Below are 26,753 nucleotides of genomic sequence, written 5' to 3'. Positions count from 1 at the left end.
GGAAATTCCGGCTCATTGCAATAGAGTCACGGAACGGGCGTCCATCGTCGACGTTTCACGGGGATTAAGGCGGAGGTCGGTCATGCGTATTCCGGCGCACTCGGTGTGCACGGCGATCCGGGACGACATCGTCGCAGGCGTCCACGAGCGCGGCAGCCGGCTCACCGAGGAAGTCCTCGCGCGCCGCTACGGCGTCTCGCGCGTCCCCGTGCGCGAGGCCCTGCGCACCCTGGAGGCCGAGGGTTTCGTGGTGACCCGGCGGCACGCGGGCGCGTGTGTGGCCGAGCCGACCGAGCAGGAGGCGGCGGACCTGCTGGAGATGCGGATGCTCCTGGAGCCCCTCGGCGCCGCCCGCGCGGCCCAGCGCCGCACCGAGGCCCATCTGAAGGTCCTGCGCGGCCTGGTCAGGCTGGGCCAGGAACGGGCCCGCAGGGGCAGCAGCGAGGACCTGCGCTCCCTGGGCGGCTGGTTCCACGAGACGCTCGCCCAGGCCTCCGGCAGCCCCGCGCTGACCTCGATGCTGACCCAGCTGCGGCACAAGATCTCCTGGATGTACACGGTCGCGGCGCCGGCCGACCCGGTGGAGTCCTGGGTGGAGCACGGCGCCATCGTGGACGCCGTCGCGCGGGGCGACGGCGAGCGGGCGCGGACGGTCACCGCCGTGCACACCGAGCGCGCGACGGCCGCGCACCGGCTGCGTCCGCCCGGCGCCGCGCCCCGCGCCGACCGTGTGAGGACTTCGCAACATCCCGTAAACACGTCGGGCCCGTGCTATTAACACGAGCACCGTATACAAAGAAGGGATATTCGGCCGAGGTGTATTTCGGCTGCCCTTTTCCATGACCCCGGGAATTTCCGATCGGCGTGCCCCGAGGGGTGCGCGCCGTCCCAGGACGAATGTCCGCGCCAATTCGTCGGACCCGCCGAAACGTCGGACGGACCCGCCGGAACGCAGGAGGCCGCGCCGCCCGGAAAGGGCGACGCCGCCTCCTGCGCGCGGTGAGGCGGTCAGACCGTCTCGGGGAGCTCCTCGAGCCCCTCGGCGACCAGCTTGGCCAGCCGGTCGAGGGCGATCTCCGCGCCCTCGGCGTCGGAGGCCAGGACGACCTCCTCGCCGCCCTGGGCGCCGAGGCCGAGGACGGCCAGCATGGAGGCCGCGTTGACGGGGGTGCCGTCGGCCTTGGCGATCGTCACGGGGACCCCTGCGGCCGTGGCCGCCCGGACGAAGATGGAAGCGGGGCGGGCGTGGAGGCCCTCGGCCCAGCCGACGTTGACGCGGCGCTCAGCCATGTGATGCTGCCCTTCAGGTGTTCAGGGTTGTCTAGACCAGTTTTCCATATCGCGCGGCACCCTCCCGGAGCGGTCCGGTGTTCCGTACCCGGGAGGGCGTCGGGCCGCGGCCTCGGCCCGACATGTGCCTCCCACAGACTGCCTCGCGCCGTCGCCCTCGCGCCAGGGCGCGCCGTGCGGACCCCGACCGGACAGGCCCGGGTCCGCACTGATCCGAAAGGAAGATCCTGGCCGTACTCTGGGGCCCATGCAGAGCTCGTCGGACCGGCATGTGTACCCCGCCCACTGGGAGGCCGACGTGGTGCTGCGCGACGGCGGCACCGCACGGATCCGCCCCATCACCGTCGACGACGCCGACCGCCTGGTCAGCTTCTACGAGCAGGTGTCGGACGAGTCGAAGTACTACCGTTTCTTCGCGCCCTACCCACGCCTGTCCGCGAAGGACGTCCGCCGCTTCACGCACCACGACTTCGTGGACCGGGTGGGCCTCGCGGCCACGGTGGGCGGCGAGTTCATCGCCACCGTGCGCTACGACCGCATCGGCGCCGACGGCATGGCCGCGACGGGTCCCTCCGACGAGGCCGAGGTCGCCTTCCTCGTGCAGGACGCGCACCAGGGGCGCGGGGTCGCCTCCGCCCTCCTGGAGCACATCGCCGCCGTCGCGCGCGAGCGCGGCATCCGGCGCTTCACCGCCGAGGTGCTGCCCGCCAACAACAAGATGATCAAGGTGTTCACGGACGCCGGCTACACGCAGAAGCGCAGCTTCGAGGACGGCGTCGTCCACCTGGAGTTCGGCATCGAGCCGACGGACCGCTCGCTGGCGGTGCAGCGCGCCCGGGAACAGCGAGCCGAGGGCCGGTCGGTACGGCGCCTGCTGGCGCCCGGGTCGGTCGCTGTCGTCGGAGTCGGCCGCACCCCCGGCGGCGTGGGCCGCAGCATCCTCGGCAACATCCGCGACGCCGGGTTCACCGGCCGCCTGTACGCCGTGAACAGCGCCTTCGCCGAGGACCTGCGGGAGATCGACGGGGTGCCCGCGCACCGCTCGGTGCGGGAGATCGACTCCCCGGTCGACATCGCGGTCGTCGCCGTGCCCGCCGACCACGTCCCCGAGGTCGTCACCGAGTGCGGCGAGCACGGCGTCCAGGGGCTCGTCGTGGTCTCCGCCGGATACGCGGAGAGCGGCCCCGACGGACGCGAGCGCCAGCGCGCCCTCGTGCGGCACGCGCGCGCGTACGGCATGAGGATCATCGGGCCCAACGCCTTCGGCGTCATCAACACCTCGCCCGGCGTCCGGCTGAACGCCTCCCTCGCGCCCCGGATGCCCCGGCCCGGCCGCATCGGGCTGTTCGCGCAGTCCGGCGCCATCGGCATCGCGCTGCTGTCCCGGCTGCACCGGCGCGGCGGGGGCGTCACCGGCGTCACGGGCGTGTCGACGTTCGTGTCGTCCGGCAACCGGGCCGACGTCTCCGGCAACGACGTCCTGCAGTACTGGTACGACGACCCCGACACCGACGTCGCCCTCATGTACCTGGAGTCCATCGGCAACCCGCGCAAGTTCACCCGGCTCGCCCGGCGCACCGCCGCGGCGAAGCCGCTGGTCGTCGTCCAGGGCTCCGGCAGCGGCCCGCAGGGGCACACCGTACGGGCGACGCGGCTGCCGCACGCCACGGTGTCCGCGCTGCTCCGGCAGGCCGGGGTGATCCGCGTGGACACGATCACCGAACTGGTCGACACGGGCCTGCTGCTCGCCCGGCAGCCGCTGCCCGCCGGGGCGCGCGTGGCGATCCTCGGCAACTCCGAGTCGCTCGGCGTGCTGACGTACGACCGCTGCCTCGCCGAAGGGCTGCGCCCGCAGCGTCCCGTGGACCTGACGACGGCGGCCTCGGCGGAGGACTTCCGCGCGGCGCTGGCCCGGGTGCTCGCCGACGACACCTGCGACGCCGTGGTCGTGACGGCGATCCCGGCCGTGGGGGAGGGGGCCGCCGAGGACGCCGCCCTGGCCGAGGCGCTGCGGTCGGCCGCGGAGACGGTGCCCGGCAAGCCGGTGCTGGTGGTCCACGTCGAGCTGGGCGGACTCGCGGAGGCGCTGTCGGCGGCGGCCAGCACCGGCCCGCAGGCGGGCCCGGACACCGCCCCCCAGGCTGGACCGGACGCCGGTGCGCAGACCGGCCCCGAAACTGGCCCGCAGGCCGGACCGGACGCCGGCCCGGGCACCGCCCCGCAGGCCGCCCGAGACGCCGCCCCCCAGCCCGGCCCGGACACCCGCAGGCCCCCCGCCGCGGCGCCCCGAGCGGGCGCGGAGCCCGCCGCCGCGGCGTCCGCCCCGGCGCCCGAGACCCCGGCACCCGAGGCCTCCGGCGCCTGCTCCCGCCTGATCCCCGCGTATCCCGCCGCCGAGCGAGCCGTACGGGCCCTCGCCGAGGCGGTCAGGTACGCCCAGTGGCGGCGCGACGCCGCCGACCCCGGCAAGGTGCCCGAGTACGACGACATCGACGAGAAGGGCGCCGCCCAGCTGATCGACGGGCTGCTCGCGCGCGGGCAGGGGCTCACCCTCGGAGCCGAGGAGACCGGCGAGCTGCTCGGCCGCTACGGCATCCCCGTCCGCCGGGCCCTGCCCGCGCCGACTGCCGACGCCGCCGCCGAGGCCGCCCGCTCGCTCGGCTACCCCGTCGCCCTGAAGGCCACCGCCCCCCACCTGCGCCACCGCGCCGACCTCGGCGGCGTACGCCTGGACCTCGCCGACGAGGAGCAACTGCGCCGGGCGTACACGGAGTTGACCGACCTGTTCGGCAAGCCCGAGGAGCTGCGGCCGGTGGTGCAGGGCATGGCACCCAGGGGCGTCGACACCGTCGTACGGGCCGTCATCGACCCGGCGGCCGGCGCGGTGCTCTCCTTCGGGCTCGCCGGGGCCGCCTCACAGCTGCTCGACGACATGGCGCACCGGCTGGTCCCCGTCACCGACCGGGACGCCACCTCGATGCTCCGGTCGATCCGGATGGCCCCGCTGCTGTTCGGCTGGCGCGGCTCCGCGCCGGTCGACAGCCCCGCGCTGACGGAGCTGCTGCTGCGCGTGTCCCGGCTGGTCGACGACCACCCGGAGGTCGTCGCCGTCACCCTGGAGCCCGTCGTCGTGGCCCCGCGCGGGCTGAGCGTGCTGGGCGCCGGCGTCCGCCTCGCGCACCCGCCCGCCCGCGGCGACCTCGGCCCGCGGACCCTCCCGGCGTACTGAGCCGCGTTTCCCCGGCCCGCGGCGGTGCCTCGCAGTCAGTGCGCCCCCGTAGGATGGACGGCATGGCCAAGACCAGTACGACGACCCAGGGGCTGCGGGCGGCGATCGAACGCAGCGGCTACTACCCGGCTCTCGTGGCCGAAGCGGTGGAGGCCGCCGTGGGCGGCGAGCCCGTCCGGTCGTACCTGGTCCATCAGGAGACCACGTTCGACCAGAACGAGGTGCGGCGGCACGTGACCGTGCTCGTCCTCACCGGCAACCGCTTCATCGTCAGCCACACCGACGAGCAGGCCGCCGACAGCACCTCCCCGACGCCGTACGCCACCACCTCGACGGAGTCGGTGAAGCTCGACCGGATCTCCTCGGTCGTGGTCAGCCGCGTGGTGGCCAACCCGGAGCAGTACACGCCGGGCACCCCGCCCCGCGAGGTCGTGCTCACCATCGGCTGGGGCGCCGTCTCCCGCATCGACCTGGAGCCGGCCGCCTGCGGCGACCCCAACTGCGACGCGGACCACGGCTACACGGGCAGCTCGACGGCGGACGACCTGAGCCTCCGCGTCAGCGAGGCCGGGGACGGCCCGGAGACGGTGCGCCAGGCGCTCGCCTTCGCGCAGGCCGTCTCCGAGGCGACCGCGGACCCGACCCGCTGATGGCACAGCCCACCGCCTGGGACCACCCGGAGCCCCTGGCCGTCGAGTCCGCCCCCGTGCCGCAGTACGGATCCGGCTCGCTCGCCGACCTGCTGCCCACGCTCGCCGCCGGCATGGGCGTGCCGGACATGACCGCCGCGATCCAGGAGCTGACCCCGGCCGACCGCGCCTGCGTCTTCCTGATCGACGGACTCGGCTGGGAGCAGCTGCGGGCGCACCCCGAGGAGGCGCCCTTCCTGACCTCCCTGCTCGGCAGCTCGCGCGGCGGCACCGGCCGTCCGATCACCGCCGGCTACCCGGCCACCACCGCCACCTCCCTCGCCTCCGTCGGCACCGGCCTGCCGCCGGGCGCCCACGGCCTCCCCGGCTACACCGTGCGCAATCCCGGCACCGGCGAGCTGATGAACCAGCTGCGCTGGCACCCGTGGGCGCCTCCGCGCCCCTGGCAGCCGTACCCCACGGTCTTCCAGCTGGCCCACGACGCCGGTGTGCACGCCGCCCAGGTGTCCTCCCCGACCTTCCAGAACACCCCGCTGACCAAGGTCGCGCTCAGTGGAGGAACGTTCCTCGGGCGGCTGACCGGCGAGGACCGCATGGACGTCGCGGCCCGCGAGCTCGCCGCCGCGGACCGGGCCCTGGTCTACACGTACTACTCCGAGCTCGACGGCGCGGGCCACCGCTACGGCGTCGACTCGGACACCTGGCGCGGCCAGCTCATGCACGTCGACCGGCTCGTCCAGCGCCTGGCCGAGCAGCTCCCGCCGCGCAGCGCGCTCTACGTCACCGCCGACCACGGCATGGTCGACATCCCGTTCGACGAGCAGCACCGCATCGACTTCGACGAGGACTGGGAGCTGAGCGCGGGCGTCGCCCTGCTCGGCGGCGAGGGACGCGCCCGGCACGTGTACGCGCACCCGGGCGCCGCGAACGACGTGCTGACCTGCTGGCGCGAGGTGCTCGGCGAGCAGTTCTGGGTCGCCTCGCGGGACGAGGCGATCGCGGCCGGCTGGTTCGGGCCGCGGATCGACGACCGCGTCTACGAGCGCATCGGCGACGTGGTCGCGGCCGCCCGCGACGACGTGCTGCTCATCGCCTCGGAGCGCGAGCCCAAGGAGTCGTCGATGGTCGGCAACCACGGCTCGATGACCCCTGCCGAGCAGCTCGTCCCCCTGCTCGAAGTACGCTCCTGACGCCGCCGCCCGTCGCCCGCCGTCCCCGTCCGACCTCGCCCGAAAGGTGCTCGACTCCCCATGCCCGAGCTGGTGTTCTTCTCCGGAACGATGGACTGCGGGAAGTCGACACTGGCACTGCAGATCGAGCACAACCGCTCGGCGCGCGGGCTGGTGGGCCTGATCTTCACCCGCGACGACCGCGCCGGTGAGGGCAAGCTGTCCTCGCGCCTGGGCCTGGTCACCGACGCGGTGGAGGTCGAGGACGGTGTGGACCTGTACGCGTACATCGTCGAGCACCTGTCGCAGGGCGGCCGGGCCGACTACGTCATCGCGGACGAGGCGCAGTTCCTCGACCCGGAGCAGATAGACCAGCTCGCCCGCGTGGTCGACGACCTGGACGTCGACGTCTACGCCTTCGGCATCACGACCGACTTCCGCTCCAAACTGTTCCCCGGCTCGCAGCGCCTGGTGGAACTGGCCGACCGGGTCGAGGTCCTGCAGGTCGAGGCCCTGTGCTGGTGCGGCGCCCGCGCCACGCACAACGCCCGCACGGTGGGCGGCGTCATGGTCGTCGAGGGTGCCCAGGTCGTCGTCGGCGACGTCAACCGGTCCGCCGACGAGATCGGCTACGAGGTGCTGTGCCGGCGCCACCACCGCCGCCGCATGACGGCCGCATCGGCCCACGCGGCGGTGCTGTCACCGGACGTCCTGCCGGTGTCGTCCGGCTGACCGGTGTCGTGACATAGGGCGAGGAGACCGCCGACCTGAAAGAGCCCTGCCCTCCGACAGGAACAGGCAGGGCTCTTGCGGCCGCACGGGCGTCAGACGCGCCGCTCCCACGAGGCCGGCCCGACGAACCCCGCCCACGCCTCACGCGTGACCGTGAGCACGGGGCCGGGGACGGCCTTGGAGTCTCGGACGTGCACGGCAGCCGTTCCGGCCGCGACCTCTACACACTGACCGCCCTCAGTTCCGCTGTAGCTGCTCTTGAACCAGAGGAGACCAGTAGCGACGGTCGAGGACTCAGCGTTGTTCATGGTGATCCCAGCAACCCTTCGACGAACGCCAGCGACTCTCGCGGAGTGAGAGCTTGCGATCGGATAATCCCATAGCGTGCGGCGGCGAGAGCCGTCTGTTCCGGGTCGGTTTCAAGAGCGCTGGTGGCGTGCGTCTCGGCGTACACGAACTTCTTGCCGTCCTTGCGGGTGACGACCGTGAACGGTCCGTTCACGCCCGCATTGTCCTCGCATTCGGTCGGCATGACCTGGATCTCGACGTTCTGCTTCTGGCCGACCAGGAGGATGAGTTCCAGTTGTCCCCGCACGACACCCTTGCCGCCGTACCGATGCCGCAAGACGGCCTCGTCCATCACGAAACTCAGCAGTGGCGCGGGCCGCCGGTCGAAGATGTCCTGCCTGGCCAGCCGAGCGGTTACCCGCTGCTCGACCGTTTCCGGTTCCAGGGGCGGGCGCCGCATGGCGAGCAACGCCCTCATGTACTCCTCCGTCTGGAGGAGGCCGTTGACGACATGCGTGTCGTACATGAGCAGCTCAAGGCACTCCTTCTCCAGCGCCGCCATCCCCTGAAAGAACACCGGATACTGAGCCCGCTCCACCTGCTCCTTCCACAGGCACAGCAGCCCGCCCGCCCCCAGCACTTCATCGGCCCGCTCGATCGTCCTGGGAGACGGAATCCTCCGTCCCTGCTCGAACGACGCGATCGTGGACGCCGAGTACCCGAGCCGCCTCCCCAACTCCTCGCGTTCCAGGCCCTCCCGCATCCGCAGAGTCTTCATGGTCTGGCCGAACGCGAGGACGACGCCACGCCCGGCCTCGTCCTCCGGTCGCCGCCCGGCCCCGTCGTCGTTGTCCCAGCCGTCCCCGAGACTCACGTCCGCTCCCACTCCGCTGTCGCTCCCACGCGCCCCGGTAACCGCCTCGGTCCCCGCCCCCACGCTCTCGCGCTCCGCCATGTCCATCACCGCCTCCTCGCCTCAACGCCCCCGCGAGGGACGCCGTTACGGCACGCAGCTCGTACAAGCGCGTACAACACGCGTACAGCAGCCCCCTGTCACTGCGTCACCGCTGGTCACGTCCGGCGACCGACGAGACCGTGATCGGCATGACGACCGAACCGATCCGTCCAGTCCGGCCCGCCGCAGCCCCGCCGCGCGACCGCACCTTCGAGATGTGCTTCACCTCCACGCCCCGCGGCGCCCGCCTCGCGCGCCGTCTGGCGGCCGTCCGCCTGGACGCGTGGGGAATCCCGTACGGCACGGACGCGCACGACGCGATCGCGCTGATCGTCGCCGAGCTCACCACGAACGCCGTACGGCACGGGCACGTCCCCGGCCGGGACTTCCACCTGCGCCTCCACGCCCCGCCCCACGACCGGGCGGTGCGCGTCGAGGTCACCGACACCCGCGCCGAACGCCTTCCCCGCCGCCCCGCCGCCCCGGAGGGCGCAGCCGACACCGAGGAGGAAGCCGGCCGCGGGCTGATCCTCGTATCGCACCTGGCGACCCGCTGGGCCTGGCATCAGCGCCAGGACGGTCCGGGCAAGACCGTCTGGGCGGAGTACGCGCTCCCGTCACGGTCCCAGTCGTGATCTCACCCGGACCGTTCGACGTGAAGTGCACAGGCGTGCGCGAAGGGCCGACGGCAGAGGTTGTAGGCCCGCCGCCGATCTGAGCCGCAGGGCGTCAACGCTGCCGCTGGACCAGGCAGAACCGGGCGCCCTCCGGGTCCGCCACCGTGGCCGTCCGGCCGCGGGCGGTGTCGTGGGCCGGGTCCAGGACATGGCCGCCGAGGTCGGCGACCCGGGTGAGCGCGGCGGCCGTGTCGGCGACCTCGAAGTACGTCGTCCAGTGCGGTCCCCGGTCGCGGGGCAGGGCCGGACCCAGACCGTGGACGCCGGCGACCGGACGGCCGTCGAGGCACAGCGTCACCTGGTCGAGGCCGGCCGCCGCGCTCCGCCGCTCCTCGTAACCGAACAGCGTCTCGTAGAACTTGGCTACGGTCGCCGCCTCGTAGGTCACCAGCTCGTTCCAGACGGGGGTGCCGGGCACGCCGGTGACGCCCGTGCCCTGGTGCGCCCCGGCCTGCCAGACGCCGAAGACCGCGCCCGAGGGGTCGGAGCCGATCGCGAGGCGCCCGGCCTCGGCGGCGTCCAGCGGTCCCACTCCGATGGTGCCGCCGCACAGGCGTACCGTCTCCGCCGTCAGATCCACGTCGTCCGAGGCGAGATACGGCGTCCAGGCGACCGGCAGGTGTCGGTCCGGCGGCAGTTGACCGATCCCCGCCACCTCGCGACCGTCCAGCAGGGCCCGCACGTACGGGCCGAGCTGCTGGGGGCCGGGCCGGAACTCCCAGCCGAAGAGCTCGCCGTAGAAGGCCTCGGTCGCGGCCATCTGGTGAACCATCAGGCTCATCCAGCACGGCGTGCCGGGGGTGTACCGAGCGGGCGCCCCGCCGTTCGGGCCGGCCGACTCCGGTGCCTCGGTCATCGTCACTCTCTTCTCGGCCCCTCGCGGTGGCCGCGTCGCTTCCGCTCTCCGGACCCCGAGCCGATGCTCGTACCACCCGTCGCGGGCGCGTTCGGGGCGTGTCCTCAGGGCGGTTCCCGGCCCTGAGGATGCCCTGTGCGGCGTCCTGCCCGTTTCCGTGCGCTTGCCTACGGATGTCGATCGGCTGTACAGGATGTGGCCGATCCCGTACGCCGGGTGATCGGACCTGCCCGGCGGGCAGAGTAGCCGGAGCTGGACGCGGCGGCCACCCCGTGCGCAAGGATGGTGACCATGAACGCCATCATCTCCGCATCCGACCTCGCGAGCGCCCTCACCGGCCCGAACCCGCCGGTCCTGCTCGACGTGCGCTGGCAGCTCACCCTGGCCAGGACGGCCGGCGAACCGGCCTTCGACGGGCGCGCCGAGTACGAGACCGGGCACATCCCCGGCGCCGTTCACGTCGACCTGGACCGTGAACTGGCCTCGCCGCCGGGCGGGAGCGGCCGGCACCCGCTGCCCGGTACGGACGAGTTCGGCGCCGCGATGCGCCGCGCGGGGGTGTCGCCGGACCGGCCGGTGGTCGTGTACGACGGAGGGCAGGGCTGGGCGGCGGCCCGTGCGTGGTGGCTGCTGCGCTGGACGGGTCACCCGGACGTGAGGGTCCTGGACGGCGGGTTGACGGCGTGGCAGGGGCCGCTGGAGACGGCGGTGCCCGAGCCCGCGGCGGGCGACTTCGTGCCGCGGCCCGGGGTGCTGCCCCTGCTCGACGCCGACGGTGCCGCCGCGTTGGCGCGGTCGGGGGTGTTGTTCGACGCGCGGGCGGGGGAGCGGTACCGCGGGGACGTGGAGCCGATCGACCGGGTGGGAGGCCACATTCCGGGGGCGGTGTCCGCGCCCACCACCGAGAACGTGGCGGCGGACGGCCGATTCCTGCCCGCGGAGGAACTCCGGGCGCGCTTCAAGGCGCTGGGCGCGGGCGACGGCGGGAAGGTCGGCGTCTACTGCGGCTCCGGTGTCTCCGCGGCACACGAGGTCCTGGCCCTCGCCGTCGCGGGGATTCCCGCGGCCCTGTACGTCGGGTCGTGGTCGGAGTGGTCCTCGGACCCGTCGCGTCCGGTCGCGGTGGGGCCGGACCCGCAGTGAGCGGACGGGTGCGCGGACCGGCAGCGATCCGGTCCGCGCATCCGGGAGGGGGCCACCCGGACAGGCGCGGCCCTCCGTACGGCAGTGTCCTGCCGCTACTCCTGCTTCTTCCGGCGCGTCCCGAAAACGATCTCGTCCCAGCTCGGGACCGCGGCGCGGCGCCCGGGGCGGACGCCGTCCGCCTCGGCCTGACGGTCGGTGGCACCGATGAGCCGGTCGCGGTGGCTGCCGACGGAGCGCGGCATGAGGACGTCCGCGTAGGCGGAGCCCGCGCCGACCGAGGCCGCGGGCGCCGGAGGCTCCTCCGCTTCCGGTTCCGTCGGGGGTTCCTCCACGGGCTCCGGGGCACGCTCGGGCACCACCAGATCGCCGCGGAAGCTCGGCACCGCCTCCAGCAGGCTCGTCAGCGAGTCCCGTTCGTTCCGCTCGCCCGTGCTCTCCTCGGCCGGCTCGGGGGCCTGCGCGGGCAGGCTCGGCCGGTCGCGGTCGAAGGAGCGCTCGCGCGGCAGCCGGGCGATGCGCGGCACGAACGGGAAGGTGGGCTCCGGGGCGCCGATGTCGTCGGACTCGCCGATCAGGGACCGCGCCTCGTCGTCGACCGCCTGCACGAGCCGTCGCGGCGGGTCGTACGTCCAGCTCGCCGAGTGCGGTTCGCCCGCGACCCGGTACACCAGAAGGACTTCCCAGGTGCCGTCGTCGCGGCGCCAGGAGTCCCACTGGACGGTGTCCTTGTCGGCGCCGCGCAGCAGCAGCCGCTCCTGGACGGCCTCGCCGAGCGGCGGACCGGAGTTCTCGCCGGGGCGGCGCACCGGGGTCTTCCGGGCCCGCTCGGCCATGAAGGCGCGCTCGGCCAGGACGGGACCCTCGAAACGCCGTACACGATCGACGGTGATGCCGGCGAGTTGGGCGACCTCTTCCGCGGTCGCGCCGGCTCGTATCCGCGCCTGGATGTCACGGGGGCGGAGATGGCTCTCCACCTCGATCTCGATCTGGCCGAGGCGGGGACGGTCGCCGCGCACGGCGGCACGGAGCCGTTCGTCGATCGGAAGCGTGTACTCCGTGCTGTCCGCAGCCTTCAGCACCAACCGTGTGCCGTCATTCGAGACGGCCACGACACGCAGTTCGGGCATGGGGACCTCCCGGGTGGTGCCTGCCGACGTCACGTGCGTCGCTGCTTCCGCTAGTCGAGTGTGGCCTGCCCGGGTGCAGCCTGCCACAACCTTGCCGAGTTGCCCGGCGTGTCGGGCGCGGGCCCTGGAACGCCGTTATGGCACGGTTACCTGTTCACAACGCTCAGTGACCAACTGCGTCACCCTGTGCAACCAGCCCCCTCCCGGCGGTCCAGCAAGGTCCCGGACACCCTGGAGGGATACCGGACCCAGGGCTCGCCACAGTACTCCATTCGGACCACGTGCGTGGATTGGCGCGCCGTTCAACTTCTGGCAAGGAACGGGACTTGACGGTCCCTGCCCGGTTTTATCGATCATGAACGTGGCGTACTTCACGTAATCGACGGAAACGGAACTAACGGTTTCGTCCGCTTTTCTCCAATTCGGTGCTGTTGTAAGGACCTTGGCGCCTCGGGCCTGGCGGCCCGCGGCTCCGCTACGCGCCCAGCACCCTCCGCAAGTAGTCGTTCTGAAAGCGCCGTTCCGGGTCCAGCCGGTCGCGCAGCGCCGTGAACTCGCCGAAGCGGGGATACACCCCGGAGAGGTACTCGGCGTCCCGGGTGTGCACCTTGCCCCAGTGCGGCCGGCCCTCGTGCGCGGTGAAGATGTGCTCGGCGGCGGTGAAGTACCGCTGGTACGGCGTGCCCCGGAACATGTGGACCGCGACGTACGCACTGTCCCGGCCCGAGGCGGTGGAGAGCGTGATGTCGTCGGAGGGGGCGGTGCGCACCTCCACCGGGAAGCTCACCCTCAGGTCGGAGCGGTCGAGCATCCTCTGCAGTTCGCGCAGTGTGTCGGTCAGGGCCTCGCGCGGAACGGCGTACTCCATCTCCACGAACCGCACCCGGCGGGGCGAGGTGAAGACCTTGTACGGGATGTCGGTGTACGTCCGCGCGGACAGCGCCCGGCTGGAGATCCGGGCGAGCGCGGGGATGCCGGCCGGCACCGCGCGGCCGACCCAGTTGGCCGCCTGGAAGACCCCGTTGGAGAGGAACTCGTCCTCGAACCAGCCGGCCAGCCGCCCCACCGGCTGCTCCGGGCCCGCGCTGCGGTTGTTGCGCTTGGTGGTGGTGCTGCCGGTGTGCGGGAACCAGTAGAACTCGAAGTGCTCGTTCTCCGACCACAGTTGGTCGAACTCGGCGAGCACCCGGTCCAGGGTCATCGGCTCCTCGCGGGCCGTGAGGAGGAAGACGGGCTCCACCGCGAAGGTGATCGCGGTGACGATCCCCAGGGCGCCCAGCCCGATGCGGGCGGCCGCGAACACCTCCGGGTTCTCCTTCTCGGAGCAGGTGAGGACCGAACCGCCCGCGGTGACCAGCTCCAGCCCCTTGATCTGGGCGGCGATGGAGGCGGACTCGCGGCCGGTGCCGTGGGTGCCGGTGCTGGTCGCCCCGGACACCGTCTGCTCCATGATGTCGCCCATGTTGGTGAGCGAGAGACCCTCGCGGGCGAGTGCCACATTGAGTCTCTTGAGTGGCGTGCCCGCCTCGACCGTGACCGTCATGGCCTCGCGATCAATCTTGCGGATACCGGTCAAGAGTTGAGGGCGGATCAAGACGCCGTCCGTCGCGGCGATGCTCGTGAAGGAGTGCCCCGTACCGACCGCCTTCACCTTCAGCCCGTCCTCGGCGGCCTTCCGCACGGCCGCGGCCAGCTCCTCCACCGAGGCCGGCGCGACCTCCCGCGCGGGGCGCGCGCTGACGTTTCCGCCCCAGTTGCGCCAGGTGCCGTTCTTCGTGCTCGTCGTGCTGCCCAACGAAGCCTCCCCGAACCGGAGCCGGCCCGCTGAGCCGGCGAACAGCGCCACAGCCAGAAACGGCAGGCTTGCGACCAGTAGAAGGGGGATCATACTCACGGCCGTCGCTCATATGCCCGGCGCCCGGCGCCCGGCGGCCTGCGAGCGCCCCCGCCGGGCGCCCCCGCCGGGCGCCCCCGCCGGGCGCGGCGCCGTGGAACCCGTCGGCACCGGACGCGACACCCCGCCGTTTCCCGGCTGTCCGTACCGGGTGGCAGGATCGAGACATGCCAGACGCGCTCGATGCCACCCCGTACGACGCCCTGCTCCTGCTCTCCTTCGGCGGCCCCGAAGGCCCGGACGACGTGGTCCCGTTCCTGGAGAACGTGACGCGCGGGCGCGGCATCCCCAAGGAACGACTGAAGGAAGTCGGACAGCACTACTTCCTCTTCGGCGGGGTGAGCCCGATCAACGACCAGAACCGCGCCCTGCTCCAGGCGCTCCGCAAGGACTTCGCCGACCACGGCCTGGACCTGCCGGTCTACTGGGGCAACCGCAACTGGGCGCCTTACCTGACGGACACCCTGCGCGAGATGGTCCGGGACGGTCACCGCCGCGTCCTGGTCCTGGCCACCAGCGCCTACGCCTCGTACTCGGGCTGCCGCCAGTACCGCGAGAACCTCGCCGACTCGCTCGCCGCCCTCCGGGCCGAGGGCCTGGACCTCCCGCGGGTCGACAAGATGCGGCACTACTTCAACCACCCCGGCTTCCTCGAGCCCATGATCGACGGGGTGATCGAGTCCCTGGCCGGCCTGCCCGAGGACGTCCGCGACGGGGCGCACATCGCCTTCACCACCCACTCGATCCCGACCTCCGCCGCGGACACCTCCGGCCCGGTCGAGGGGCACGGCGACGGCGGGGCCTACGTCCGGCAGCACCTAAACGTGGCGAAGCTGGTCGCCGACGCCGTTCGCGAGCGCACCGGCGTCGACCACCCCTGGCAGCTCGTCTACCAGTCGCGCTCCGGCGCCCCCCACATCCCGTGGCTGGAGCCGGACATCTGCGACCACCTCGAGGAGCGGCACGCCGCCGGGGCCCCCGCCGTGGTGATGGCGCCCATCGGCTTCGTCTCCGACCACATGGAGGTCCTCTACGACCTGGACACGGAGGCCACGGCCAAGGCAGGGGAGCTGGGCCTGCCGGTGCGCCGCTCGGCCACCGTCGGCGCCGACCCGCGGTTCGCCGCGGCCGTCCGCGACCTGATCCTGGAGCGCGCCGCCGTCGAGCGCGGGCAGCGGGTCACGCCGTGCGCCCTCGGCGCCCTCGGCCCGAGCCACGACGTCTGCCCGGTCGGCTGCTGCCCGGCCCGCGCGCCCCGCCCCGCGGCCGCGGGCGCCGACACCCCTTACGCCTGAGGAGCCCCGTGATCGACGCCCTGACCACCGAACTGCTGGAGGTCGCGCGGGAGGCCGCGCGCCGCGCCGGGGAGCTGCTGCGGGACGGCCGTCCGGCCGACCTCGCGGTGGCCGCCACCAAGTCGAGTCCGATCGACGTCGTCACCGAGATGGACATCGCGGCCGAGAAACTGATCAACGGCCTGATCTCGGACCGCCGCCCCGACGACGGCTTCCTCGGGGAGGAGGGCGCCGCCACCGAGGGCACCAGCGGGATCCGCTGGGTCGTCGACCCGCTCGACGGCACGGTGAACTACCTGTACGGGCTGCCGACCTGGGCGGTGTCCGTCGCGGCCGAGCAGCACGGCGAGACCGTCGTCGGTGTGGTGGCCGCCCCGATGCGAGGGGAGACGTTCTACGCGGTGCGCGGCCGCGGCGCGTGGGCCACCGGCGTCTGGGCCGGCCAGCGCAAGCTGGCCTGCCGCGCCGCGCCGCCCCTCGACCAGGCCCTGGTCTCCACCGGCTTCAACTACGTCACCGAGGTGCGCACGCACCAGGCCGACGTCGCCCGGCGGCTCATCCCGCGGCTGCGGGACATCCGGCGCAGCGGCTCGGCCGCGGTCGACCTGTGCGACGTGGCCGCGGGCCGCCTCGACGGCTACTACGAGCGGGGCCTGAACGCCTGGGACTACGCAGCCGGCGACCTGATCGCCCGGGAGGCGGGCGCCCTGACCGGTGGCCGCCCCGGAGAGCGCGCCTCGCACGACCTCACGGTCGCGGGCACCCCGGGCGTCTTCGAGCCCCTCCAGCGCCTCCTGGAGGACCTCGGCGCCTGGCACGACTGACCGGAGACGACGCGGCCCGACCGCACACAGCGCGGCCCGACCGCACACAGCTTGGCGCACGACCGCACACGGCAACGAAGCGGGACCCCGGCGCTGGATTCGCCGGGGTCCCGCTTCGCGCACGCTGATCAGACGGCGGACACGCCGACTTCCACACCGTGTTCGGCGGCGAGGCGGCGCAGGTCGTCGAGCTCGGCCAGTTCGACGTCGACGAGGAAGTCGTCGCCTTCGTCGCGAGCCCGCGTCAGGTCGGACTCGGTCGCCTTTATACGCTGCAGAAGTCCTGCGGTGAATGCGTCCATGCTGCGCCCCCTCGTCCTGGGTCGTGGGTCGGTGGCACGGGGGTGTGCCGTTCGAAAGGGGCGATCACGTTTCCACTGGATGCCCAGCGCTGCCCGGCTGGGCGGCGACGGCGCCGGACACCCACGCCCACTCCGCCGGAAAGCGGATCATGATGTACCGCAGGTGGTACGGCACATGCAGAGCGTGATCGCGGGGTGTAAAGCCGTCCTCCCCAGCCTCCCTCCCGCGGAAACCTCAACCGCGCGGAAATATTCGGCATTCCCGGACCTTCATCCGGTTCTCATCCGTCCCACCCCTCCTCGTCGCCGGCCGCCTCCCCGGCTTACAGCCGACTTATGACCGAAAAGGGCAGGATGGAGGCACACACCCGTGAGGACCCCTGCCCGCGTGTGCCCGAGCGGCGCTACGCGGGTGGACATCAGGAAGGACAAGGGACGTGCGCGTACTCGTCGTCGAGGACGAGCAACTGCTCGCCGATGCGGTGGCCACCGGACTGCGCCGGGAGGCCATGGCCGTCGACGTCGTGTACGACGGTGCGGCCGCCCTCGAACGCATCGGCGTCAACGACTACGACGTGGTCGTCCTCGACCGCGACCTCCCCCTCGTGCACGGGGACGACGTCTGCCGCAAGATCGTGGAACTCGGCATGCCCACGCGCGTGCTGATGCTCACCGCGTCCGGCGACGTCAGCGACCGGGTCGAGGGCCTGGAGATCGGCGCCGACGACTATCTCCCCAAGCCCTTCGCGTTCAGCGAGCTGACGGCACGCGTGCGCGCCCTCGGCCGGCGCACCAGCGTGCCCCTGCCGCCCGTCCTGGAGCGCGCCGGCATCAAGCTCGACCCCAATCGCCGCGAGGTCTTCCGCGACGGCAGGGACGTCCAGCTCGCGCCGAAGGAGTTCGCCGTCCTGGAGGTCCTCATGCGCAGCGAGGGCGCGGTCGTCTCGGCGGAGCAGCTGCTGGAGAAGGCGTGGGACGAGAACACGGACCCGTTCACCAATGTCGTACGGGTCACCGTGATGACTCTGCGCCGCAAGCTCGGCGAGCCCCCGGTGATCGTCACCGTGCCCGGCTCCGGGTACCGGATCTGATCCGCCGTGGCCGCCACCCCCGCGCCGCCCCAGGCGCCGCCGAAACCCACCTGGGACCCCCGGAGGCCGGAGCCGCCCTTCCCGTGGCTGCGCCCGACCATCCGGATACGGCTCACCCTGCTCTACGGCGGCATGTTCCTGATCGCCGGCATCCTGCTGCTGTCGATCATCTACCTGCTCGCCGCGAACGCGCTGAACGTGGGCAGCGAGCTGCCATTCAAGATCATCTCGGGCCAGGTCACCAGCGACGCCTGCAACTTCCCGACCCAGACCACGGCGACGCAGCTCAACCACGCGATGAGCGAGTGTGTGAACGAGCAGCGCCAGCACGCCCTGGACAGCCTGCTCAGCCGCTCGCTGCTGGCCCTGCTCGGCCTCGCCGTCATCGCCTTCGCCTTCGGCTACGCGATGGCCGGCCGGGTGCTGTCCCCGCTCGGCCGGATCACCCGCACCGCACGCGCGGTGGCCGGCTCGGACCTGTCCCGGCGGATCGAGCTGGACGGCCCGGACGACGAGCTGAAGGAGCTCGCCGACACCTTCGACGAGATGCTGGAGCGGCTCCAGCGGGCCTTCACCGCCCAGCAGCGCTTCGTTGGCAACGCCTCGCACGAGCTGCGCACCCCGCTCGCGATCAATCGCACGCTGCTGGAGGTGCACCTGTCGGATCCGAACGCGCCGGTGGAGCTGCAGCAGCTCGGCAAGACGCTGCTGGCCACCAACGAGCGCAGCGAGCAGCTCGTGGAGGGCCTGCTGCTGCTCGCCCGCAGCGAGAACCAGATCGTCGAGCGCAAGCCGGTGGACCTCGCGGAGGTCGCCTCGCAGGCCGTCGACCAGGTGCACGGCGAGGCCGAGGCCAAGGGCGTCGAGATCCGCGGCGAGCGCAAGCCGGCGGTCGTCCAGGGCAACGGCGTCCTGCTGGAGCGGATCGCGCTGAACCTGGTGCAGAACGCCGTCCGGTACAACGTGCCCGAGGGGGGCTGGGTGGAGGTCACGACCGACGTCCAGCACGGCCAGGCGGTCCTTGTGGTCGCCAACACCGGCCCCGTCGTCCCGGCCTACGAGATCGACAACCTCTTCGAGCCCTTCCGGCGGCTGCGCACCGAGCGCACGGGCAGCGACAAGGGCGTGGGCCTCGGACTGTCGATCGCCCGCTCCGTGGCGCGGGCGCACGGCGGGCACATCTCGGCACGGCCTCGGGAAGGGGGCGGTCTCGTGATGCGCGTCACATTGCCCGTCTGAGATCATATGTGCGAGCACCGGGGTTGTTCGCTGCGCGCGGAATCCACAAGGGCCCGTTGGTGCCGCTCGGTGTGTGATCGATCACAGGCAATTTTTTCCGGCCATCCACTCTCCGTGATCATGAATCATGTCGGAAAGCCGGAAAAATCCTGGTTTTCAGGTGTACTGATCACGGGAAGTACACGGTGGGACCGCTTTGAAGTGCGGCATCCGGACCGTGTACGGTCCCGTTCGCCATCCAAGCCGATCACTCTTGAGGGGGCCGGTTGGGTGTCGATTGAGTAACAGACCTTGATGTGAGGCAAAATCTCCGCCTCAGGTCGGGCACAAGTCCGGCCTCTCACGCGTTACGTGCGCTGGAGACACCACAGACACCCAGAGGGGGAGAGCGACATGGCAACCGATTACGACACTCCACGCAAGACCGACGACGACGTCGACTCGGACAGCCTTGAAGAGCTGAAGGCCAGGCGGAACGACAAGTCGACCTCCGCCGTCGACGTGGACGAGTTCGAGGCCGCAGAAGGCCTGGAGCTTCCCGGCGCCGACCTCTCCAATGAGGAGCTGGCCGTCCGGGTGCTGCCCAAGCAGCAGGACGAGTTCACCTGCATGAGCTGCTTCCTGGTGCACCACCGCAGCCAGCTGGCCCGCGAGAAGAACGGCCAGCCGATCTGCCGCGACTGCGACTGAGGCGGGGTCGGCCGTGACCGGCTCGACCCCTCCCTGGAAGCGCCGTTCCCCTCGCGGGGGAGCGGACCCGGGGCCGTCCGACGGCCCCCACGGCGTGCGTGACGACGAGCGAGGCTCATCCGATGCGTCCGGCCCGGCCGGACCGACCGGATCAGCCTCGCTCGCATCGCTGTCCGGGCGCGGTGACCCCACCGGGCCCGAGACAGGTCCCGGGCCCGGTGCCCGGACTGAGACACCTCCTGCCCGGCCGGAGCCGGGAGCCGGGGGGAAGGCCGCGAGGCTGGGCGGCAGAGCCGCACGAGCGGCGCGCGACGGCGCCCGCAAGGGCGGCAGCCGCGCCAGGGCGGGACTGGCGTACCTCGTCGACCGGATCATCGACATCGCCCCGCGCATCCCCGTACGGGACCTCGCCGCCCTTCGCCGGCAGTTCCCGGGCCTGGGGCCCGAGCAGATCGCGGACAGGCTGGTCGCGGGCGCGGCCAAGGCCACCTCCGCGGTCGGAGCCGGGGTCGGAGCGGCGGCGATGCTGCCCGTGCCGCCCGCGATGCCGACGGAGCTGGCCGCCGAGATCACCGGCGTGGCGGCGATCGAGCTCAAGCTGATCGCGGAGCTCCACGAGGTGTACGGAGTGCGGCCGCCCGGAGATCTCAGGGCCCGCAGCGCCGCCTATCTGACCTCGTGGTCGGGGGAGCGCGGCATCGACGTGACCAGGCCTTCGACGTTCGACTCGGCCTTCGGCGGCCACCTGAGGCGCCGGCTCAGACACCAGATCATGAAGCGCACGGTGCGTGACCTGCCGAACCTGATGCCGTTCATGGTCGGGGCCGCCGCCGGTGCACTCCTCAACCGCCGGGAGACCCGCAGGCTCGCCGGGCGGATCCGCGCCGACCTCCGCCGGATCCAGGTCCGCTGGGACGCGTTGCCCGCGCTGCCGCCCCTGGAGACCCCCGCCGACGCGGTGGCGATCGACGACATCCCGGGCGACGTCCGCAAGGAGATCGGGCACTGACGGGATCGGGCACCGACGGAGCTCCACCGGACCGGTGCCCACGGCTCCGGTGGCTCCGGCCCGCTGGGGGCCGCCGCGGGCGTGCACGGCGTCGAGCCCTGTGCGGGGGCGTACCGAGCCCCGTACGAGGTGCCCGTACGGAATGCCGCACGAGGGGTGCCGAAGGGGCTTCTACGCGGTCCCTGGCGCCGCGGCCGCCCGGGCCGCCTTCAGGGCCTCGGCGAGGCCCTCCGGGTCACGGGTCGACAGGTACAGGTACGGCGTCGGGTCCTCCGGGTCGGTGACCTCCACGCGCAGCGCCCCGGGGACGTAGGCGCGCAGCAGCAGGAAGGCGCGGGTGTCGGCCTTGTAGGTGCGCCAGGCGCGCGCCTCCTCCGCGTCCAGCACCTCGGCCTCGCCGAGGGCCGTCACCGGGATCCTCGCCTCGCCCGCGACCAGCGTCCCGCCCACGACCCGGATGCGCGGGGAGCCGTACGCGCTCACCACGACCGCTGCCGCGGCGGTGCCGCCGACCAGCCCGCCCAGCGTCGGCAGGGTGCCGAAGGGAAGCATGATCAGGGCGCAGGAGACACCGATCAGGAAGCTCATCAACCACCAGGAGCGGGGCGCGGTGAGACGTTCTTCGTAGGGCGGGGCGGAGGGCTGCATGAGCCAAGCTTGGCACGGTGTCGGGGCCGGGCCGAGGCGCGGGTAAGGTCTGCGGCTGTGAGTGGTAGTTCCGCAGGTCTTCAGCCCCCGTCCGATGCCGTGAAACCCGTGCGGCACCCCGAGGCCCCCGCCCCCGGTGAACTCCTCGGCGCGCACTACGAGCAGTGCTTCGGGTGCGGCGGGGAGCAGTCGCACGGCCTGCACCTGCAGGCCCGGGCGGGTGAGGGTGTCTGCATCACCGCCGAGTTCACCGTGCAGAGCGCCCACCAGGGAGCGCCCGGACTGGCCCACGGCGGGGTGCTCGCGACCGCGCTCGACGAGACGCTCGGCTCGCTGAACTGGCTGCTGCGGACCATCGCGGTGACCGGCCGGCTGGAGACCGACTTCGTGCGCCCGGTGCCGGTGGGCACCACCCTCTATCTGGAGGCCGAGGTCACCGCGGTGGCCGGGCGGAAGATCTACTCGACCGCCACCGGCCGGATCGGCGGCCCCGACGGGCCGGTCGCCGTCCGCGCCGACGCGCTCTTCGTCGAGGTCAAGGTCGACCACTTCGTCAGCCACGGCCGGGAGCAGGAGATCCAGGCCGCCATGAGCGACCCGGACCAGATCCGGCGGACCCGCGCCTTCGAGGTGAACCCGTGAGCCGCGACCCGGTGGACGTGCTGATCCGGCGCGTCGACCCCGATGTACCCCTTCCGACGTACGCGCATCCCGGCGACGCGGGGGCCGATCTGCGCACCACCGCCGCCTGCGAACTCGCACCCGGGGAGAGGGCCGTGCTGCCCACCGGAGTGTCTGTCGCGCTGCCCGAGGGGTACGCGGCCTTCGTGCATCCCCGCTCCGGCCTCGCCGCCCGCTGCGGTGTCGCCCTCGTGAATGCCCCGGGGACGGTTGATGCCGGGTACCGTGGGGAGATCAAGGTGATCGTGGTGAATCTCGACCCGCGCGAGCCGGTGCGGTTCGAGCGCTTCGACCGGATTGCCCAACTGGTCGTCCAGCAGGTCGAGAGGGTCCGCTTCCAGGAGGTCGCGGAGCTTCCCGACTCGGCGCGGGCCGAAGGGGGCTTCGGGTCCACCGGCGGCCATGCCGCGGTGGACGGCGAAAGCGGCACAAGCGGTCGGGCCGCCGTGGGCGGCCGGACGGGTGGGAATCGATACGCTTCGGTCGTATCCGACCGGGAAGGACAGTGACGTGTTCGGACGTCGCAAGAAGAAGGGTGCCGCCGAGGACGCGGCCGGCGAGGCCGAGCAGGTCGTCGACAGCGTCGACACCGAGGCGGACGAAGAGGGCGAGCGCGAGCGCGTGCGGCTCGAGCCCGAGCCGCGGCCCGACGGGCCCTGGGACAGCTCCGAGGTGCGCGACCCGGCCGAGGGCCGCGTGGACCTCGGCGGTCTTCTCGTGCCGGGCGTCGACGGCATGGAGCTGCGGGTCGAGGTCGCGGGCGACGCGATCGTCGCGGCGACCGTCGTGCTCCGCGACAGCGCCATCCAGCTGCAGGCCTTCGCCGCGCCCAAGCGCGAGGGCATCTGGGGCGAGGTGCGCGAGGAGATCGGCAGCGGCATCACCCAACAGGGCGGCATCGTGGACGAGGTCGAGGGTCCGCTCGGCTGGGAGCTGCGCGCCCAGGTCCCGGTGCAGCTGCCGGACGGCACCGGCGGCTTCCAGGTGGTGCGGTTCGTCGGTGTGGACGGCCCCCGCTGGTTCCTGCGCGGTGTGATCTCGGGGCAGGGCGCGGTGCAGCCGCAGGCGGCCGGCCTGCTGGAGTCGATCTTCCGCGACACGGTCGTGGTGCGCGGTGAGGGCCCGATGGCGCCCCGCGACCCGATCGTCCTGAAGCTGCCCAACGACGCCCAGATGGTGCCCGAGGGCGTCCAACAGGACGAGGGCCAGTCCCGCTTCTCCGGCGGCATGGGCCAGCTCCAGCGCGGCCCGGAGATCACCGAGGTCCGCTAGCCGGGGTTCCGCGACGACGGACACAGCCTGCCAAGGGCCGCATCCCCCACGGGGTGCGGCCCTCGGCCGTGGGCCCGCGAGGAGAGCCCCGGTCGCCGTGCGCGCCCGCGAGGAGAGCCCCGGTCGCCGTGCGCGCCCGCGAGGAGAGCCCCGGTCCGGGGCCGTGCGGGCCGGCGAGGACGCCGAGCCCCGGGGGGAGAGAGACCGTCAGGCGCTGCCGGTCGGAAGAGCGCCGGGCCCCGGGGACGCCCAGTGCGTCAGGGATGCGTCAAAGACGTCCTAAGGGTGGCCGCTTGCCCGTCGCGCCGGCATCGAGGGCCGTATGGTCGACGCTGCCCACGCGGGGCGTACGGGAAGACAATGGGGCCATGGAACGCGGCAAGCTTCGGATCCACCTCGGTGCGGCACCGGGCGTCGGCAAGACCTACGCCATGCTGTCCGAGGCGCACCGCAGGGTGGAGCGGGGAACCGACTGCGTCGTCGGCTTCGTCGAGCACCACGACCGGCCGCGCACCAGCCTGATGCTGCACGGTCTGGAGCAGGTGCCGCGCCGTGAGCTGGCGTACCGGGGCGGGACCTTCACCGAGATGGACGTCGACGCGGTGCTGCGCAGGGCCCCGGCGGTCGCGCTGGTGGACGAGCTGGCGCACACGAACGTCCCCGGCTCGCGCAACGCCGAGCGCTGGCAGGACGTGGAGGAGCTGCTGGCGGCGGGGATCGACGTGATCTCCACGGTCGACATCCAGCATCTGGAGTCCCTCGGCGACGTGGTCGAGTCGATCACCGGGGTGCGGCAGCGGGAGACGGTGCCGGACGAGGTGGTGCGGCGGGCGGACCAGATCGAGCTGGTCGACATGTCGCCCGAGGCGCTGCGCCGGCGGATGGCGCACGGCAACATCTACCAGCCCGACAAGGTCGACGCGGCGCTGGCGAACTACTTCCGGCCGGGCAACCTCACCGCCCTGCGCGAGCTGGCGCTGCTGTGGGTGGCCGACCGGGTCGACGAGTACCTGAACGAGTACCGCAGCCGGCACGAGGTCTCGACGATCTGGGGCTCGCGGGAGCGGATCGTGGTCGGTCTGACCGGCGGCCCGGAGGGGCGCACGCTGATCCGCCGGGCGGTGCGCCTGGCGGAGAAGGGCGCCGGGGGCGAGGTGATGGCCGTGTACATCGCCCGCAGCGACGGACTGACCTCCGCCTCCCCGAAGGAGCTCGCGGTCCAGCGCACCCTGGTGGAGGACCTCGGCGGGACCTTCCACCACGTGGTCGGCGACGACGTCCCCGCCGCGCTGCTCGACTTCGCGCGCGGCGCGAACGCCACCCAGATCGTCCTGGGCTCCTCCCGCCGCAAGGCCTGGCAGTACGTCCTCGGGCCCGGCGTCGGCGCGACGGTGGCCCGCGATTCGGGGCCCGACCTGGACGTGCACATCGTCACGCACGAGGAGGCCGCCAAGGGGCGCGGGCTGCCGGTGGCCCGGGGCGCGAGGCTGGGCCGGGCGCGGATCGTCTCCGGCTGGGCGGTGGGCGTCGCGGGACCGGTGGTGGCGGCGCTGCTGCTGAACACCGTCCACCTGGGCCTCGCCAACGACATGCTGCTGTTCCTGGCGCTGACGGTCGCGGCGGCCCTGCTCGGCGGGCTGCTGCCGGCCCTCGCCTCGGCCGCCGTCGGATCGTTCCTGCTCAACTACTTCTACACCCCGCCGCTGCACCGGCTCACCATCGCCGACCCCAAGAACATCGTCGCCCTCGTGGTCTTCGTCGGGGTGGCCGTGGCGGTGGCGTCGGTGGTGGACGTGGCGGCCCGCCGCACGCACCAGGCCGCCCGGCTGCGCGCCGAGGCCGAGATACTGTCCTTCCTCGCGGGCAGTGTCCTGCGCGGCGAGACCGGCCTGGAGGAGCTGCTGGAGCGGGTCCGCGAGACCTTCGCCATGGAGTCGGTGGCGCTGCTGGAGCGGCGCGGCGGCGTCGACCCCTGGACCTGCGCCGGCCGGGTGGGCACGGGGGCCCCGCCGCGGCGGCCGGAGGATGCGGACGTGGACGTGCCCGTCGGCGACCGCATGGCGCTGGCGCTGACCGGACGCGTGCTGCCCGCCGCCGACCGCCGGGTCCTCGCCGCCTTCGCCGCCCAGGCCGTCGTCGTGCTGGACCGCCGCCGCCTCCAGGAGGAGGCCGACCGCGCCCGCGCCCTCGCCGAGGGCAACCGCATCCGCACCGCGCTGCTCGCCGCCGTCAGCCACGACCTGCGCACCCCGCTCGCGGGGATCAAGGCGGCAGTCTCCTCGCTGCGGTCCGAGGACGTCGAGTGGTCCGAGGAGGACCGGGCCGAGCTGCTCGAGGGCATCGAGGACGGCGCCGACCGGCTCGACCACCTCGTGGGCAACCTGCTGGACATGTCCCGGCTCCAGACCGGCACCGTCACCCCGCTGATCCGCGAGATCGACCTCGACGAGGTGGTGCCGATGGCGCTGGGCGGCGTGCCGGAGGGCAGTGTGGAGATGGACGTCCCGGAGTCCCTGCCCATGGTCCGGGTGGACCCGGGGCTGCTGGAGCGGTCGGTGGCCAACCTGGTCGAGAACGCCGTGAAGTACAGTCCGCCGGACAGGCCCGTCCTCGTGTCGGCCAGCGCCCTCGCCGACCGGGTCGAGGTGAGGGTCGTGGATGGCGGGCCGGGCGTCCCGGACGCGGCCAAGGAACGTATCTTCGAGCCCTTCCAGCGCTACGGCGACTCCCCGCGCGGCGCGGGCGTCGGCCTGGGCCTCGCGGTGGCACGCGGCTTCGCCGAGGCGATGGGCGGCACGCTCGCCGCCGACGACACACCCGGCGGTGGCCTCACCATGGTTCTCGGCCTCCGCGCGGCCGGCGCGCGTTCCGGGCCGGACGCCCCGCCGCGGACGGCGGGCCCCGTACTCACCGAAAGGCAGGTCTGATGCCGAGCCCGACCGGGGGGACCCCCCGGACCCCCACGCGCGTCCTGGTGATCGACGACGAGCCGCAGATCGTGCGGGCCCTCGTGATCAACCTCAGGGCGCGCGACTACGAGGTCGACGCGGCCGTCGACGGCAGGACCGCCCTCGACCTGGCCGCCTCCCGCCACCCCGACGTGGTGGTCCTCGACCTCGGCCTGCCGGACATGGACGGCGTCGAGGTGATCCGGGGCCTGCGCGGCTGGACCCGGGTGCCGATCCTGGTGCTGTCCGCCCGGCACTCCTCCGACGAGAAGGTCGAGGCGCTGGACGCGGGCGCCGACGACTACGTCACCAAGCCCTTCGGCATGGACGAGCTGCTGGCCCGGCTGCGCGCCGCCGTCCGCCGCGCCGAGCCCACCGGGGGCGGGGAGGACGACGTGACGGTGGAGACGGACGAGTTCACCGTCGACCTGGCCGCGAAGAAGGTCCACCGGGCCGGCCGGGACGTACGGCTGACCCCGACGGAGTGGCACCTGCTGGAGGTGCTGGTGCGCAACACCGGCCGCCTGGTCGGCCAGAAGCAGCTGCTGCGGGAGGTGTGGGGGCCGTCGTACGGGACGGAGACGAACTACCTGCGCGTCTACATGGCCCAGTTGCGCCGGAAGCTGGAGGCCGACCCGTCGCATCCCCGGCACTTCATCACGGAGCCGGGGATGGGATACCGCTTCGAGAAGTGAGGTCTCCGGACGCTCCGTCCCGATGACGGCCCCTGCCGCTGCGAAG

General features: G+C 72.8%; 26 protein-coding genes. 18 read left to right on the top strand and 8 right to left on the bottom strand.

From position 1 onward, the window contains the following. The first annotated feature begins 82 nt into the window (after positions 1-82). Positions 83-778, top strand: a complete 696-nt coding sequence (locus ACIQ9G_RS32085) for a GntR family transcriptional regulator (RefSeq protein ID WP_403616637.1) — start codon at positions 83-85, stop codon at positions 776-778. 230 nt (positions 779-1,008) lie between these two features. Here the strand turns inward: ACIQ9G_RS32085 and ACIQ9G_RS32080 are convergent, their stop codons facing one another. Next, a complete protein-coding gene (locus ACIQ9G_RS32080) occupies positions 1,009-1,290 on the bottom strand; it encodes an HPr family phosphocarrier protein (RefSeq protein WP_403616634.1) in 282 nt (93 codons plus the stop codon). 247 nt (positions 1,291-1,537) lie between these two features. Between ACIQ9G_RS32080 and ACIQ9G_RS32075 the strand changes: the two genes are divergently transcribed. From ACIQ9G_RS32075 to ACIQ9G_RS32060, 4 genes are read left to right on the top strand one after another with little or no spacing between them, the layout of a single operon-like run. Then, positions 1,538-4,519 (top strand): GNAT family N-acetyltransferase, encoded by a 2,982-nt coding sequence (locus ACIQ9G_RS32075; RefSeq protein ID WP_403616631.1) that lies wholly within the window; start codon positions 1,538-1,540, stop codon positions 4,517-4,519. Positions 4,520-4,572: 53 nt separating this feature from the next. Then, the gene (locus ACIQ9G_RS32070) at positions 4,573-5,169 is read left to right on the top strand and encodes a DUF5998 family protein (RefSeq protein WP_402438386.1); all 597 of its coding nucleotides are present in this window, start codon (positions 4,573-4,575) and stop codon (positions 5,167-5,169) included. Beyond that, complete coding sequence (locus ACIQ9G_RS32065) at positions 5,169-6,359, top strand: alkaline phosphatase family protein (protein WP_403616629.1); 1,191 nt, start codon at positions 5,169-5,171, stop codon at positions 6,357-6,359. Before ACIQ9G_RS32070 ends, ACIQ9G_RS32065 begins: the two co-directional genes overlap by 1 nt. Positions 6,360-6,419: 60 nt before the next feature. Further along, positions 6,420-7,070, top strand: coding sequence for a thymidine kinase (locus ACIQ9G_RS32060; protein WP_403616626.1), 651 nt, complete (start codon positions 6,420-6,422; stop codon positions 7,068-7,070). Positions 7,071-7,162: 92 nt separating this feature from the next. Here ACIQ9G_RS32060 and ACIQ9G_RS32055 read toward each other — a convergent pair whose 3' ends face one another. Beyond that, on the bottom strand, positions 7,163-7,378 hold the full coding sequence (locus ACIQ9G_RS32055; protein ID WP_403616623.1) for a DUF397 domain-containing protein: 216 nt from the start codon (positions 7,376-7,378) through the stop codon (positions 7,163-7,165). After that, positions 7,375-8,313 carry a helix-turn-helix domain-containing protein gene (locus ACIQ9G_RS32050; protein ID WP_403616854.1) on the bottom strand — a complete coding sequence of 313 codons (939 nt, stop codon included), beginning with the start codon at positions 8,311-8,313 and terminating at the stop codon, positions 7,375-7,377. Before ACIQ9G_RS32050 ends, ACIQ9G_RS32055 begins: the two co-directional genes overlap by 4 nt. Positions 8,314-8,462: 149 nt before the next feature. On the opposite strand from ACIQ9G_RS32050, the gene ACIQ9G_RS32045 reads away from it, so the two are divergent. Further along, positions 8,463-8,948, top strand: a complete 486-nt coding sequence (locus tag ACIQ9G_RS32045) for an ATP-binding protein (RefSeq protein WP_403616621.1) — start codon at positions 8,463-8,465, stop codon at positions 8,946-8,948. 94 nt (positions 8,949-9,042) lie between these two features. Here ACIQ9G_RS32045 and ACIQ9G_RS32040 read toward each other — a convergent pair whose 3' ends face one another. Next, positions 9,043-9,846 (bottom strand): VOC family protein, encoded by an 804-nt coding sequence (locus ACIQ9G_RS32040; protein ID WP_403616619.1) that lies wholly within the window; start codon positions 9,844-9,846, stop codon positions 9,043-9,045. A 291-nt stretch (positions 9,847-10,137) separates the two neighbouring features. Here ACIQ9G_RS32040 and ACIQ9G_RS32035 point away from each other — a divergent pair, with 291 nt between their 5' ends. Beyond that, a complete protein-coding gene (locus tag ACIQ9G_RS32035; protein ID WP_403616617.1) occupies positions 10,138-10,989 on the top strand; it encodes a sulfurtransferase in 852 nt (283 codons plus the stop codon). 95 nt (positions 10,990-11,084) lie between these two features. Here ACIQ9G_RS32035 and sepH read toward each other — a convergent pair whose 3' ends face one another. Beyond that, a complete protein-coding gene (sepH, locus tag ACIQ9G_RS32030) occupies positions 11,085-12,119 on the bottom strand; it encodes a septation protein SepH (protein WP_403616614.1) in 1,035 nt (344 codons plus the stop codon). Between the two features lie 475 nt (positions 12,120-12,594). Then, positions 12,595-13,914: a D-arabinono-1,4-lactone oxidase gene (locus tag ACIQ9G_RS32025; protein WP_403616611.1), complete on the bottom strand. Its 1,320-nt coding sequence runs from the start codon at positions 13,912-13,914 to the stop codon at positions 12,595-12,597. A gap of 266 nt (positions 13,915-14,180) precedes the next feature. Here ACIQ9G_RS32025 and ACIQ9G_RS32020 point away from each other — a divergent pair, with 266 nt between their 5' ends. Continuing rightward, the gene (locus ACIQ9G_RS32020; RefSeq protein ID WP_403616608.1) at positions 14,181-15,308 is read left to right on the top strand and encodes a ferrochelatase; all 1,128 of its coding nucleotides are present in this window, start codon (positions 14,181-14,183) and stop codon (positions 15,306-15,308) included. Positions 15,309-15,316: 8 nt separating this feature from the next. Further along, complete coding sequence (locus tag ACIQ9G_RS32015; RefSeq protein WP_403616606.1) at positions 15,317-16,132, top strand: inositol monophosphatase family protein; 816 nt, start codon at positions 15,317-15,319, stop codon at positions 16,130-16,132. Positions 16,133-16,260: 128 nt separating this feature from the next. Here the strand turns inward: ACIQ9G_RS32015 and ACIQ9G_RS32010 are convergent, their stop codons facing one another. Next, a complete protein-coding gene (locus tag ACIQ9G_RS32010) occupies positions 16,261-16,434 on the bottom strand; it encodes a hypothetical protein (RefSeq protein ID WP_356188208.1) in 174 nt (57 codons plus the stop codon). Positions 16,435-16,871: 437 nt separating this feature from the next. Here ACIQ9G_RS32010 and ACIQ9G_RS32005 point away from each other — a divergent pair, with 437 nt between their 5' ends. From ACIQ9G_RS32005 to ACIQ9G_RS31990, 4 genes are all read left to right on the top strand, one after another. Next, positions 16,872-17,525 carry a response regulator transcription factor gene (locus ACIQ9G_RS32005; protein WP_403616604.1) on the top strand — a complete coding sequence of 218 codons (654 nt, stop codon included), beginning with the start codon at positions 16,872-16,874 and terminating at the stop codon, positions 17,523-17,525. 6 nt (positions 17,526-17,531) lie between these two features. Further along, a complete protein-coding gene (locus tag ACIQ9G_RS32000; protein ID WP_403616601.1) occupies positions 17,532-18,764 on the top strand; it encodes a sensor histidine kinase in 1,233 nt (410 codons plus the stop codon). A gap of 393 nt (positions 18,765-19,157) precedes the next feature. Next, on the top strand, positions 19,158-19,454 hold the full coding sequence (locus ACIQ9G_RS31995; protein ID WP_005481602.1) for a DUF4193 domain-containing protein: 297 nt from the start codon (positions 19,158-19,160) through the stop codon (positions 19,452-19,454). A 13-nt stretch (positions 19,455-19,467) separates the two neighbouring features. Further along, positions 19,468-20,463 carry a hypothetical protein gene (locus ACIQ9G_RS31990; protein WP_403616599.1) on the top strand — a complete coding sequence of 332 codons (996 nt, stop codon included), beginning with the start codon at positions 19,468-19,470 and terminating at the stop codon, positions 20,461-20,463. 171 nt (positions 20,464-20,634) lie between these two features. Here ACIQ9G_RS31990 and ACIQ9G_RS31985 read toward each other — a convergent pair whose 3' ends face one another. Next, positions 20,635-21,111 (bottom strand): DUF3093 domain-containing protein, encoded by a 477-nt coding sequence (locus ACIQ9G_RS31985; RefSeq protein ID WP_403616596.1) that lies wholly within the window; start codon positions 21,109-21,111, stop codon positions 20,635-20,637. 57 nt (positions 21,112-21,168) lie between these two features. On the opposite strand from ACIQ9G_RS31985, the gene ACIQ9G_RS31980 reads away from it, so the two are divergent. The 5 genes from ACIQ9G_RS31980 to ACIQ9G_RS31960 all read left to right on the top strand — a co-directional run bounded on the left by ACIQ9G_RS31980 (position 21,169) and on the right by ACIQ9G_RS31960 (position 26,707). After that, positions 21,169-21,753: a PaaI family thioesterase gene (locus ACIQ9G_RS31980; protein WP_403616594.1), complete on the top strand. Its 585-nt coding sequence runs from the start codon at positions 21,169-21,171 to the stop codon at positions 21,751-21,753. Continuing rightward, complete coding sequence (gene dut, locus ACIQ9G_RS31975; protein ID WP_356188197.1) at positions 21,750-22,301, top strand: dUTP diphosphatase; 552 nt, start codon at positions 21,750-21,752, stop codon at positions 22,299-22,301. Before ACIQ9G_RS31980 ends, dut begins: the two co-directional genes overlap by 4 nt. Position 22,302: 1 nt before the next feature. After that, entirely contained in the window at positions 22,303-23,064 is a 762-nt protein-coding gene (locus tag ACIQ9G_RS31970) for a DUF3710 domain-containing protein (protein ID WP_403616592.1), read from the top strand. A gap of 368 nt (positions 23,065-23,432) precedes the next feature. Then, the gene (locus ACIQ9G_RS31965) at positions 23,433-25,991 is read left to right on the top strand and encodes a DUF4118 domain-containing protein (RefSeq protein ID WP_403616589.1); all 2,559 of its coding nucleotides are present in this window, start codon (positions 23,433-23,435) and stop codon (positions 25,989-25,991) included. Continuing rightward, on the top strand, positions 25,991-26,707 hold the full coding sequence (locus ACIQ9G_RS31960) for a response regulator (protein WP_403616587.1): 717 nt from the start codon (positions 25,991-25,993) through the stop codon (positions 26,705-26,707). The genes ACIQ9G_RS31965 and ACIQ9G_RS31960 overlap by 1 nt, the downstream gene beginning before the upstream one ends. The last annotated feature ends 46 nt before the right edge of the window (positions 26,708-26,753 follow it).

The organism is Streptomyces sp. NPDC096152, from assembly GCF_044763235.1.
In the GTDB taxonomy this organism is placed as follows: domain Bacteria; phylum Actinomycetota; class Actinomycetes; order Streptomycetales; family Streptomycetaceae; genus Streptomyces.
Note: the sequence above shows the minus strand (reverse complement) of the source record. Positions and strands in the feature narration are given on the sequence as shown.

Bases quoted from the DNA above. Each gene is read 5' to 3' on its own strand.
- ACIQ9G_RS32085 (WP_403616637.1), top strand. From the start codon at position 83: ATGCGTATTCCGGCGCACTCGGTGTGCACGGCGATCCGGGACGACATC.
- ACIQ9G_RS32080 (WP_403616634.1), bottom strand. From the start codon at position 1,290: ATGGCTGAGCGCCGCGTCAACGTCGGCTGGGCCGAGGGCCTCCACGCC.
- ACIQ9G_RS32075 (WP_403616631.1), top strand. From the start codon at position 1,538: ATGCAGAGCTCGTCGGACCGGCATGTGTACCCCGCCCACTGGGAGGCC.
- ACIQ9G_RS32070 (WP_402438386.1), top strand. From the start codon at position 4,573: ATGGACGGCATGGCCAAGACCAGTACGACGACCCAGGGGCTGCGGGCG.
- ACIQ9G_RS32065 (WP_403616629.1), top strand. From the start codon at position 5,169: ATGGCACAGCCCACCGCCTGGGACCACCCGGAGCCCCTGGCCGTCGAG.
- ACIQ9G_RS32060 (WP_403616626.1), top strand. From the start codon at position 6,420: ATGCCCGAGCTGGTGTTCTTCTCCGGAACGATGGACTGCGGGAAGTCG.
- ACIQ9G_RS32055 (WP_403616623.1), bottom strand. From the start codon at position 7,378: ATGAACAACGCTGAGTCCTCGACCGTCGCTACTGGTCTCCTCTGGTTC.
- ACIQ9G_RS32050 (WP_403616854.1), bottom strand. From the start codon at position 8,313: ATGGCGGAGCGCGAGAGCGTGGGGGCGGGGACCGAGGCGGTTACCGGG.
- ACIQ9G_RS32045 (WP_403616621.1), top strand. From the start codon at position 8,463: ATGACGACCGAACCGATCCGTCCAGTCCGGCCCGCCGCAGCCCCGCCG.
- ACIQ9G_RS32040 (WP_403616619.1), bottom strand. From the start codon at position 9,846: ATGACCGAGGCACCGGAGTCGGCCGGCCCGAACGGCGGGGCGCCCGCT.
- ACIQ9G_RS32035 (WP_403616617.1), top strand. From the start codon at position 10,138: ATGAACGCCATCATCTCCGCATCCGACCTCGCGAGCGCCCTCACCGGC.
- sepH (WP_403616614.1), bottom strand. From the start codon at position 12,119: ATGCCCGAACTGCGTGTCGTGGCCGTCTCGAATGACGGCACACGGTTG.
- ACIQ9G_RS32020 (WP_403616608.1), top strand. From the start codon at position 14,181: ATGCCAGACGCGCTCGATGCCACCCCGTACGACGCCCTGCTCCTGCTC.
- ACIQ9G_RS32010 (WP_356188208.1), bottom strand. From the start codon at position 16,434: ATGGACGCATTCACCGCAGGACTTCTGCAGCGTATAAAGGCGACCGAG.
- ACIQ9G_RS31995 (WP_005481602.1), top strand. From the start codon at position 19,158: ATGGCAACCGATTACGACACTCCACGCAAGACCGACGACGACGTCGAC.
- ACIQ9G_RS31985 (WP_403616596.1), bottom strand. From the start codon at position 21,111: ATGCAGCCCTCCGCCCCGCCCTACGAAGAACGTCTCACCGCGCCCCGC.
- ACIQ9G_RS31965 (WP_403616589.1), top strand. From the start codon at position 23,433: ATGGAACGCGGCAAGCTTCGGATCCACCTCGGTGCGGCACCGGGCGTC.
- ACIQ9G_RS31960 (WP_403616587.1), top strand. From the start codon at position 25,991: ATGCCGAGCCCGACCGGGGGGACCCCCCGGACCCCCACGCGCGTCCTG.